We start from the raw sequence: 10,315 nt of genomic DNA on the forward strand, positions 1-10,315 counted from the left end.
ACCTTATGGCAAGTGATATTTTGATTGTCGATGACGAAGCCGACATTCGTGACCTTGTCGCGGGGATTCTCGACGACGAGGGATTTGCGACGCGGACCGCGCGCGACAGTGATTCCGCGCTGGCGGAGATCGCCAACCGCCGGCCGAGCCTGGTGTTCCTCGACATCTGGTTGCAGGGCTCTAAGCTCGATGGGCTGCAACTGCTCGAGCAGATCAAGCGCGACCACGCTGACCTTCCGGTGGTGATGATCTCGGGCCACGGCAATATCGAAACGGCCGTCGCCGCCATCAAGCGCGGTGCTTACGACTTCATCGAAAAGCCGTTCAAGTCCGACCGGCTGATCCTGGTCGCGACACGGGCGCTGGAAACCTCGCGGTTGAAACGCGAGGTCAAGGAGCTCAAGCAGCTGGCGCCTGCTGCCAGTACCTTGACCGGCCGGTCGGCTTGCATGAATCAATTGCGCCAGACCATCGAACGGGCGGCCAAGGCCAACAGCCGGATTTTGATCGTGGGTCCTTCCGGCGCCGGCAAGGAACTCGCGGCGCGTACGCTGCACACCGCCTCAACCCGGGCTGACGGTCCCTTTGTCGTGATCAACGCCGCGGCGATCACGCCGGAGCGCATGGAGGTCGAACTATTCGGCATCGAGCCGAACGGCGAGCATGCGCGCAAGACCGGTGCGCTGGAAGAAGCGCATGGCGGTACGCTGTTTATCGACGAAATCGGCGATATGCCGCGCGAGACGCAAAACAAGATCTTGCGGGTCCTGGTCGAACAGACATTTCAGCGGCAGGGTGGCACGGCGAAGGTCAGCGTCGACGTCCGCATCATTTCCTCGACCGCGCGCAATCTCGAGGAAGAGATCGCCGCCGGTCATTTCCGGGAAGATCTCTATCACCGCTTGTCGGTCGTGCCGATCCGCGTGCCGCCGCTGTCGGAGCGGCGGGAGGACATCCCGGAGCTGATCGACTACTTCATGGATCAGATATCGGCCGCGACCGGCCTGCCGAAACGTCAGATCGGTCAGGATGCGATGGCGGTTTTGCAATCGCATGTCTGGCCGGGAAATGTCCGGCAGCTTCGCAACAATGTCGAGCGGGTGATGATCCTCGCCGGCGGCGGACCGGAAGTCATCATCACCGCCGATATGTTGCCGCAGGACGTGGGTTCGATGGTGCCGGCGATGCCCACCAGCAACAATGGCGAACACATCATGGGCCTGCCGCTGCGTGAAGCACGCGAGGTTTTTGAACGCGATTACCTGATAGCCCAGATCAGCCGATTCTCGGGAAATATCTCCCGCACAGCGGAATTCGTCGGCATGGAGCGGTCGGCCCTGCACCGCAAGTTGAAGGCGCTGGGCGTAGGCTAGCGGTTTAGGTACCGGGAGGGCGGATTCGCCAACCTGAAATTTCACCCTCTTTTCGCGCGCTTATGGAGAATTGGCCCCTCTTTGGCATCCCTGCCACGCGAAGCGGCTTGCCTAATAACCACGCCTGCCTTCTAATCGCCTCATCGTGCTCCCTGGAGGGGGATCTCAAGGGAGCCGGTAACCGAATGGACTGCTTCAACAGAAATCAGCCAGCGGTTCAAATAACAAGAAGCACCGAGACTTGCGGGATAAAAACAATGGCGGCAGACCGCGCACAAAATCTACAAGACACCTTCCTCAATCACGTTCGAAAAACCAAAACGCCACTGACGATTTTTCTGGTCAACGGAGTAAAATTGCAGGGAATTGTAACCTGGTTCGACAATTTTTGCCTGCTGTTGCGGCGCGACGGTCATTCGCAGCTTGTCTACAAGCATGCGATTTCGACGATTATGCCCGGAGCTCCGATCCAGTTGTTCGAAGGCGGCGAGGATGCACCGGCTTGAGAGTGAACTGATTGGAACCCCGAATTCCTGACGGGGGGGCCGACCGGCCACGGTCGGCAGCGGGGAAGCAAACCGGGCGGGTGATTGTCATCGGCCCCTACCTGCGAACGCGCCGGGGCGATCCCGATGCGCGCGAGGAGACGCATGTCGTCCGCGGCTCTGAAGCGCGTCTCGATGAGGCGGTAGGCCTGGCGCGCGCCATCGACCTGACAATTGCAGACGCCTTGATCGCGCCGGTCAGCCAGATCCGGCCTGCGACCTATCTCGGCAAGGGCAAGGTCGAGGAGATCGCAGGTCTTGTTGCCAGTCACGAGGCGGAGCTCGTGGTGATGGATTGTGCGTTGTCGCCGATCCAGCAGCGCAATCTGGAGAAAGCCTGGAGTACCAAGGTTCTCGACCGCACCGGCCTCATTCTGGAGATTTTCGGGCGGCGCGCCAAAACCAGGGAGGGCGCGCTTCAGGTCGAACTTGCGCATTTGAACTACCAGCGCAGCCGTCTGGTGCGGTCCTGGACTCACCTCGAGCGCCAGCGTGGCGGCTTCGGTTTCATGGGCGGCCCGGGCGAGACGCAGATCGAGGCCGACCGCCGCTTGATTGGCGACCGCATCACGCGGCTGGAAAACGAGATCAAGAAAGTCCAGGCGACGCGGCGGCTGCATCGCGCCGGCCGGCAGCGGGTGCCTTATCGCGTGGTCGCGCTCGTCGGTTATACCAATGCCGGTAAATCGACGCTGTTCAACCGGCTGACCCGCGCCGACGTTCAGGCCGCCGATATGCTATTCGCCACGCTGGACCCCACCTTGCGCGCGCTCAACCTGCCGCATGGTGGCAAAGCGATGTTGTCCGATACTGTCGGATTCATTTCCAACCTGCCCACGCAATTGGTGGCGGCGTTTCGTGCGACACTGGAGGAGGTGTTGGAGGCCGACGTCATTTTGCACGTCAGGGATATTTCACACGAAGACAGCGAGGCGCAGGAGCAGGATGTCGAAGCCGTGCTGCGCCAGCTCGGCATCGACCCTGATGGCGGCCAGCGTATTCTCGAAGTCTGGAACAAGATCGACCGGCTTACGCCGGAGGAGCGTGAAAACGTCGGAAATATTGCCTCCCGCCGCCCGCCGGAACGGCTGTGCTTCCTGGTTTCGGCAGAGACCGGGGAGGGGATCGACGGCCTTTTGGCGGCGATCGAAGAACGGCTGGCGGCTACGCGAACGACGCTGCATCTGTCGATCGACGCCGCCGACGGCGCCGGCATCAGCTGGCTTCATCGCAACGCGGAAGTGTTGGGCAAGAACCTTCAGGACGGGCACTACGACATGACCGTTCGCGTCGATGAAACCAAACGCGATCTCGTGATCAACCGCTTCCATGCGGTGCCGCTGAGGCCATAGTCGTCTCCACGCACGCGGGGACCTATAACCACTGGCGTTTGTTACCGAGCAAGGTACGGCCGCAGCTCATCCACCTCCAACATCGGTGGTTATGGGTCCCAGCTCAGCGCTCGCCTTGCTCGCTTGGCCGGGACGACGATTGAATTTCGTTTGCCTTCGCCTCGTTCCAAAGCGCGTCCATCTCCTCAAGCGAAGCAGCCTCCGGCGTGCGGCCCTGTGAGGCCAGCGCACGTTCGATATAGCCGAAGCGGCGCTCGAATTTGGCATTGGCGCCACGCAGCGCCATTTCGGGGTTTGCTCCGACGTGCCGCGCGAGGTTCACCAGCGCGAACATCAGATCGCCTGTTTCAGCCGCCAGCTCCTCGCTGTCGCCTTGATCGAGCGCAGCCTCGATCTCGTCGGCTTCTTCGCGAATTTTATGCAGAACCGCGCGAGGATCGTTCCAGTCAAATCCCACCGTCGACGCCTTGCGTTGCAATTCCATGGCTCGCGTCAGCGCCGGTTGACCGGGTTTGACGTTCGACAGCAGCGAACTCGACGGGATGGTTTCGCCAGAACGGCGCGCCGCGCGCTCTGCCTTTTCCTCAGCCTTGATGCGTTCCCAGGCGCTCTTGACGCCGGCGGTCGCGATGTCGCCGTCCTTGTCGGCAAAGACGTGTGGGTGCCTGCGGATCATTTTCCGGCAGATTGCCTCGACGACATCGCCGAAACCGAAGGCGTGCTGCTCCTCCGCCATGCGCGCGTGATAGACGACCTGAAGCAGGAGATCGCCGAGTTCGTCCCTGAGGTCGTCGAAGTCGTTGCGCGCAATCGCGTCGGCGACTTCATAGGCCTCTTCGATCGTGTAGGGCGCAATCGTCTGGAAATTCTGCTCGAGGTCCCAGGGACAGCCGGTCACGGGCGTTCTTAGCTGCGCCATGATCTCGATCAGGCGTGAAATGTCGCGGGAAGGGGTCATTGTGTGCCCAAGGAAGTCGCTCATTGAAATCGTGGTCGATCGCTCACGCCGTCGGCGGAAAATCTTCCGGCTTCAACTCGATCGGCAAGCCATGTGGCGTGCGGTCGGCGGCATGGTCCCAGGCGTCGCGGTAGCGATGTTGGGTTTCCAGGGTAGCTACGCCTTTTGCCGCGACCAGTTTCTCCAGCGCCGCGAGCCAGTGTCGATAGTAAGTCGTCCCCGTGTCGGGATCGCCGTTCGCCTGCGCCAGCTTGATTTCATCGGCAAGCGCCGCCGCCCATTCCTTCCAGCTAAACAGCCCACGTTCGTGAAGCGAGAGCGCTATCGCAAAAGCTTGCGCCTCCCAGGGTTCGCGAAACACCGGACCGTCATCGTCCCGGGGCAGGTCCCCAAGAACGCTTGTGGCTTGCGCGACGGCGGCGTTCGTCATGCGGGTTCGAGATATGGCTCGAAGGCGTCGATCGAGATCTTGACGGTGGGGTCGGCTTCCGGACCCCACAATTCGGCGCCATCAAACACCACGGTGTAGAGCCACTGCGGATTTTCACCCAACTCCAACGATGCTGAGTCCGGAAAAACCTGACAACCGAGCACACGCTCGACGACGCCGACATGGCCACGCGTATAGCGGGGGAGGCGCGTATGCGTGGCGGGATGCATGTTTTTGGTTCGTACCAGATTGCCCGGCTTGAACTTGGCGGGCGCGGACGCCGGCCGTTCAAATTGGCCGCGCACCATGATCCGTTCGACATCTTCGGGGTGGAGCTTGCCGTTCTTCAGTGACTTTGCGGGTCCCTTCGCATGTCCGGCTGCGAGTTCCGACGCCGTCACAAAACCCTTGGCGACCAGATTGTCTTCGAGCCCAAGCAGCCATTTCTGGTAATACGAACTCGCCAGATAAACATGCGGCGGCAGGGCTTCGCGGTAGGAACGAGAAGTATCGATGTTGAACGCGCCGGCCGCGCCCATCGCGCGGACCATGGCGAGCACGCGGCCTTCCCATTTCTCGTGAAAGGTCGGCTCGTTCGGCTCGGCCTCGACCTTGCCGAAACCGTCCATGCCCCCCATGTCGTGCACGCCGTTCATGATGGTGAGCCAGGTGTCTTGGGAAATCCGGTGCCGATCATCGAGTCCCGCGTTACGAGTTCGGCGAGTTGCGCCTCGCTCCAGCCCTCGGTGCCTTTAGGCCGCATGGGCAACACCAGAAAGCGAGTCTCTGCCGTCGAATCCCAAACCCTGATCTCGATGTCCTTTGGCAGGCTCACGCCAAAGTCAGCCAGCACCCCGCGCGGATCCTTGACCGCGCGCGAACGATAGGGCGCGGCCTTGTACCACACCGGCGGAAGACCGAGCATTTCCCAGGGGTAACAGGAGCACAGTGTGCACACGACCATGTTGTGCCGCTGCGGCGTATTCTCGATGGCGACCAGATGATCGCCGACGCGGCTGACGTGACCGAGCGTGCCCACCGCCTTGGTCGCATCCTCCAGCAGGGCTTGCTTGAAAGCGGGATCGGACCAGGCCTTGGCGACTACCCGCGCACCGTTGTGAGGACCGACCTTCGTCTCAAAGGCCTGGATGATGGCATCGAGCGCGGCGGGATCGACATATCCCTTTTCGGTCAGGATGGTCTCCAGCGCGCGCACGCGCAGTTCCGTCTCGGAAAGCTCCGAATGGTCGTCGTGGTGATGATGATCGTGCTCGGTCATGGGACAACTATGAAATTCGATTGCGAGTGAGCCTGATGTTTATTGTCGGCTGCCAGCGCCGGCCGGTCAAGATTGCAGGCCAAGGACGATCCTTCCGTCGTCTCGCACGGAGATTTGAACTTGCCAAATGGACAGTGTACTGTCTAACTGCCCGTCGAGAAACGGCTAGTACCGCCGATCTGAAGTCCCTGCAGCGCAAGCGGCGAGTTCGATCAGGGACTTCAGATCGATAAAGCGGTACTAGATTCAATAAGTTTGCTAGTGCCCATTGCTTTCCGAAGTTCGTCAAGGTGGGTGCTGCGATGGAGCACGAACTGCGGAAAGTGGGGTGCTGCGATGCAGGGAAAAGTAGCTCTCGAGGAGCACTTCGCGATTCAGGAAACCCTTCAGGATAGCGCCGGCTTCGCGCCCGAAGCCGATTGGCCGGAGTTGAAGGGACGCCTGCTGGATGTTCAGGACCGCCGCCTGCGAGAAATGGACGCACACGGCATCGAGATGATGCTGCTCTCCCTTAACGCTCCGGCCGTGCAGGCGATACCGAACCTCGAGAAAGCCAACGAGATCGCGCGCCGGTCGAACGACTTCATGGCGGAGCAAATCGTCCGCCAGCCGAAGCGCTTTGCCGGTCTTGCTGCTCTGCCAATGCAAACCCCCGAGCTTGCGACCCGCGAGTTGACGCGCTGCGTGCGGGAACTCGGCTTTTGCGGGGCGCTGGTCAACGGCTTTAGCCAGGTGGCCGACAATCCCGCGGGTATCTACTACGACGTGAAGGCCTATTGGCCGTTTTGGGCCGAGGTCGAACGGCTCGACGTACCGTTCTATCTGCACCCGCGAAACCCGCTTCCGAAGGATGCGGCGATCTATGATGGTCACCGCTGGTTGCTAGGGCCGTCCTGGGCCTTTGGACAGGAGACCGCCGTTCATGCGCTGAGGCTAATGGGGTCCGGATTGTTCGATGCGCATCCGAAGCTCGATATCGTAATAGGTCACATGGGGGAGGGGCTGCCCTATTCGATGTGGCGGATCGACAACCACAACAAGTGGATGCGAGTGCAAAACAACTATCCCGCCAAGCGCAAGATCGGCGAATATTTCCGCGAGAATTTCTACATCACGACATCGGGAAATTTCCGGACCCAGACGCTGATCGATGCCATGCTCGAAATCGGCTCGGATCGAATCCTGTTTTCGACCGACTGGCCGTTCGAGAACATCGACCATGCGTCGGATTGGTTCGACGAAGCACCGATCTCGGAAATCGACCGGCAGAAGATCGGGCGCGACAATGCGAAAGCCTTGTTTAAACTCGATTGATTAGCTGCATAACCCGCCGGAGAGCGGGGCGGCAAGAGGGGGAGCGACCATGAGTTCAACAACTGAAGTCGATATTCATCAGGAGCTGGCGGGCGCTGCGGTTACGCCGTTACACAAGACGCTCGGCATTCTGATCACGCTAATCACGTTGTTCGACGGCTACGACACGTTCAACCCCGCCTACGTCATTCAATATGTGAAGCAGCCATGGGGCCTGTCGCCGAGCCAAGCCGGATTTCTGGTCTCCTCCGGATTGATCGGCTTTCTGTTCGGCGCCATGGGGCACGGCATGGTGGCCGATCGCTATGGGCGTCGCAAAACGCTGTTGGCGGGCTTGTGGATTGTCAACGTGTTGACCCTTCTCACCGCGATGTTTGCGACCAGCTATGCAAGCTTCTGTGGTCTCAGATTCCTCACCGGCCTTGGCCTCGGCGTGCTGCTGCCCCTCGGCACCACCTATATCAATGAGCTCGCGCCACAACGGGTCAGCAACAGCTTTTCGCTATGGGGCGTGACGTTCGGCTGGTCGCTCGGCGGCGTCGTTGCGGGTCTGGTCGGGGTTTTTCTGACGCCGAGCTATGGCTGGCAAATCCTGTATTTCGTCGGGACGATGTCGATTCCGCTGACGCTCGCCGTGCATGCGGTGCTGCCTGAGAGCCCGAAGTATCTCGCCAGCCGTGGACGTCTTGAGGAATTGCGCGCGCTGATGTCGAGGCTGCGTCCGGAGCGTCGCGCCGTATACGAAAACGCCGTATTTCGCACCACGGAGCACACGGCGCCGAAGAACACGATCGCCGCTCTGCTCACGCCGCGTTACCGCCGCGTTTCCTTGACGATCTGGGTCACCGCATTTCTCACGCTGTTTGCCATCTTCGGGCTCGTCGGATGGATTCCCTCCGTCATGATCCAGCGCGGAGAGAGCTTTGCGTCGGGTTTCAGCTATGGCGCGCTGATGCAGGCGACGTCTTTTATCGGAGGCCTCACGCTGGCCACGCTGGCCGACCGAGGATTTGCCGCAACGCCACGGCTGCTCGGCGCATGGTGGATCATAGGCGGCATCGCGGTTGGTACGCTGCTGTTCGTCAACAGTCACGCTTTCAATTTCGCGATCGTGGCGATCGCCGGCTTTTTCGTGATCGGCGCCCAGCACGTCCTCAATAATTTCACGGCCAATTCCTACGAAACCGGTTTTCGCGCGAGCGGCGTCGGCATGGAGCTCGGGGTGGGGCGCGTCGGGGGCATTCTCGGGCCTTACGTGATCGGCCTGTTGCAGCAGGTGACGGGCGGGCCGGCCGCCGTGTTCTGGGCGATCGGCGGAGCCGCGATCATAGCCGCTTTGGTGATCGGCTCGCTCTCGATCCAGGGTAAGGCGACTGAAGCGAGCGTTGCGCCGGCAGAGTAGTCAAACGTTGTTCAATAAGGGGGGAAGACAATGGCGAGTTCGGATGCGGGTCCCGCGACCAATGCGATGCAGGACAGGGTGTTGTTGGCGGCGCGGCTGTTGGTGACGCCGTTGTTTATCTACAGCGGGATCGGAAAGATCCTTCACTTCGGTGTCACGGCCTCGCGTCTGCCGGGCGGCGAGGGTGGTTTCGGCAGCTTTCTGGCCGCCTGTGCGATTGCGATCGAACTCGGTGGTTCGCTCGCGCTCATTCTGGGCGTCTATACGCGATGCACGGCGATTGCCTTCATCGTATTCACGATCCTGGCGAGCGTGATGTTCCACAATTTCTGGGCTTCGCCGGCAGCGCAAGTGACGGCTCAGACCATCAACTTTTGCAAGAACCTTGGACTGATCGGCTTGTTTGCGATGATCTGGGCGTTTGGCCCAGGGGCTTACGCGCTTCGGAAGAAGTAAGGCCGACACCAAACGCAGCCCGGAAGCAGGGCATGGCAACGATCAATTGCGATATGGGAGAGGCCTTCGGCCTCTACCGGATGGGCGACGACGAAGCGTTGATGCCGTTGATTTCCGCGGCGAATGTCGCCTGTGGCTTCCATGCCTCCGACTTCAACCATATGCGCAAGACCGTCCGTCTGGCCAAGGAGCATGGTGTCAAGGTAGGCGCGCACCCATCGCTGCCGGATCTGCAAGGCTTCGGCCGCCGCGAAATGAAGATGTCGCGCGAGGAACTGGCCAATTGCATCATCTACCAGGTGGGTGCGCTCAAGGGATTCCTCGAAGCCGAAGGCATGACGCTGAACCACATCAAGCCGCATGGCTCGCTCTATGGCATGGCGGCGCGGGATGAAGCCGTGGCACACGCGATCTGCGATGCGGCCGACGTCTTCAGGACGCCTATCATGGGAATGATAGGCACCTGCCACGAGATCGTTTATGGTGCGCGAGGCCACGCCCTGATCGCGGAATTCTACGCCGACCTTGACTACGAGGACGATGGTCGCTTGATCATCACACGCGAGCACCGCGCGGTCGATCCGGCACGCGTTGCGTCGCGCTGCCGGCGCGCGATCGCGGAAGGCAAGGCAGCAAGTGTTAACGGCAAGGACGTGGCCGTACGGGCCGATTCAATCTGCGTGCATTCGGATACGCCGAACGCGGTCGATGTCGCCCGCGCCGTGCGCGATGCGTTAGCGGGCCGTTGAACGGCCAAAGCGGTGGGACGAGGAGGGCAACGCGGTGACCAACTTTGTGACCATCGAGAAAGGCCTCGGTCCTGAGGGGCGCATCGCCGTGGTGCGGTTCGATCGTGGCGACGGCATCAATGCGCTGTCGCCGGAAGCCATGCGCCAATTAACCAGTGCAGCGCGCAGTTTTGAGGACGACGGCGATACCTCCGTCGTGGTTCTGACCGGCGGGCCGAAAGCGTTCAGCTCCGGCTTCGACCTCAAGGATTCGGAGGGGCGCTCGCGCAAGTCCATGGACGTCGGCTCGCTGAGGCGCCACCTGAAGATCGGCCCCCGGCTCGCCCGCGCCTGGCAGGAGATGGAACAGATCACGATCGCAGCAATCGAAGGCTTTTGCATCGGCGGCGGTATCGCGCTGGCGGTCGCCCTCGATTTCCGCGTCATGAGCCGATCAGCCCATATCCGGATTCCGGAA

Annotated in this window: 12 protein-coding genes; 8 read left to right on the forward strand and 4 right to left on the reverse strand. The window is 61.0% G+C overall.

Annotated elements, in window-relative coordinates:
• The first annotated feature begins 5 nt into the window (after positions 1 to 5).
• The 3 genes from WB528_RS14270 to hflX all read left to right on the forward strand — a co-directional run bounded on the left by WB528_RS14270 (position 6) and on the right by hflX (position 3,270).
• Positions 6 to 1,373 (forward strand): sigma-54-dependent transcriptional regulator, encoded by a 1,368-nt coding sequence (locus WB528_RS14270; protein ID WP_423889057.1) that lies wholly within the window; start codon positions 6 to 8, stop codon positions 1,371 to 1,373.
• Positions 1,374 to 1,630: 257 nt separating this feature from the next.
• Positions 1,631 to 1,879, forward strand: a complete 249-nt coding sequence (hfq, locus tag WB528_RS14275) for an RNA chaperone Hfq (RefSeq protein WP_006020546.1) — start codon at positions 1,631 to 1,633, stop codon at positions 1,877 to 1,879.
• Positions 1,880 to 1,890: 11 nt separating this feature from the next.
• On the forward strand, positions 1,891 to 3,270 hold the full coding sequence (gene hflX, locus WB528_RS14280) for a GTPase HflX (RefSeq protein WP_423889058.1): 1,380 nt from the start codon (positions 1,891 to 1,893) through the stop codon (positions 3,268 to 3,270).
• A 103-nt stretch (positions 3,271 to 3,373) separates the two neighbouring features.
• Here hflX and mazG read toward each other — a convergent pair whose 3' ends face one another.
• From mazG to nthA, 4 genes are read right to left on the reverse strand one after another with little or no spacing between them, the layout of a single operon-like run.
• Entirely contained in the window at positions 3,374 to 4,228 is an 855-nt protein-coding gene (mazG, locus tag WB528_RS14285; RefSeq protein ID WP_423889059.1) for a nucleoside triphosphate pyrophosphohydrolase, read from the reverse strand.
• Between the two features lie 43 nt (positions 4,229 to 4,271).
• Positions 4,272 to 4,658, reverse strand: a complete 387-nt coding sequence (locus tag WB528_RS14290; protein ID WP_423889060.1) for a nitrile hydratase accessory protein — start codon at positions 4,656 to 4,658, stop codon at positions 4,272 to 4,274.
• Positions 4,655 to 5,314, reverse strand: a complete 660-nt coding sequence (gene nthB, locus WB528_RS14295) for a nitrile hydratase subunit beta (RefSeq protein ID WP_423889061.1) — start codon at positions 5,312 to 5,314, stop codon at positions 4,655 to 4,657. The genes WB528_RS14290 and nthB overlap by 4 nt, the downstream gene beginning before the upstream one ends.
• Positions 5,311 to 5,937 carry a nitrile hydratase subunit alpha gene (gene nthA, locus WB528_RS14300; protein WP_423889062.1) on the reverse strand — a complete coding sequence of 209 codons (627 nt, stop codon included), beginning with the start codon at positions 5,935 to 5,937 and terminating at the stop codon, positions 5,311 to 5,313. Before nthA ends, nthB begins: the two co-directional genes overlap by 4 nt.
• A gap of 336 nt (positions 5,938 to 6,273) precedes the next feature.
• Here nthA and WB528_RS14305 point away from each other — a divergent pair, with 336 nt between their 5' ends.
• From WB528_RS14305 to WB528_RS14325, 5 genes are all read left to right on the forward strand, one after another.
• Entirely contained in the window at positions 6,274 to 7,251 is a 978-nt protein-coding gene (locus WB528_RS14305; RefSeq protein WP_423889063.1) for an amidohydrolase family protein, read from the forward strand.
• A gap of 49 nt (positions 7,252 to 7,300) precedes the next feature.
• Positions 7,301 to 8,653 (forward strand): MFS transporter, encoded by a 1,353-nt coding sequence (locus WB528_RS14310; RefSeq protein WP_423889064.1) that lies wholly within the window; start codon positions 7,301 to 7,303, stop codon positions 8,651 to 8,653.
• Positions 8,654 to 8,683: 30 nt separating this feature from the next.
• Complete coding sequence (locus tag WB528_RS14315) at positions 8,684 to 9,109, forward strand: DoxX family protein (RefSeq protein WP_423889065.1); 426 nt, start codon at positions 8,684 to 8,686, stop codon at positions 9,107 to 9,109.
• 32 nt (positions 9,110 to 9,141) lie between these two features.
• Positions 9,142 to 9,858, forward strand: a complete 717-nt coding sequence (locus WB528_RS14320) for a LamB/YcsF family protein (RefSeq protein ID WP_423889066.1) — start codon at positions 9,142 to 9,144, stop codon at positions 9,856 to 9,858.
• Positions 9,859 to 9,892: 34 nt separating this feature from the next.
• On the forward strand, positions 9,893 to 10,315 hold a 423-nt coding region (locus WB528_RS14325), incomplete at its 3' end, for an enoyl-CoA hydratase/isomerase family protein (protein WP_423889067.1).

Source organism: Bradyrhizobium sp. (assembly GCF_049586575.1).
Classification (GTDB): Bacteria; Pseudomonadota; Alphaproteobacteria; order Rhizobiales; family Xanthobacteraceae; genus Bradyrhizobium.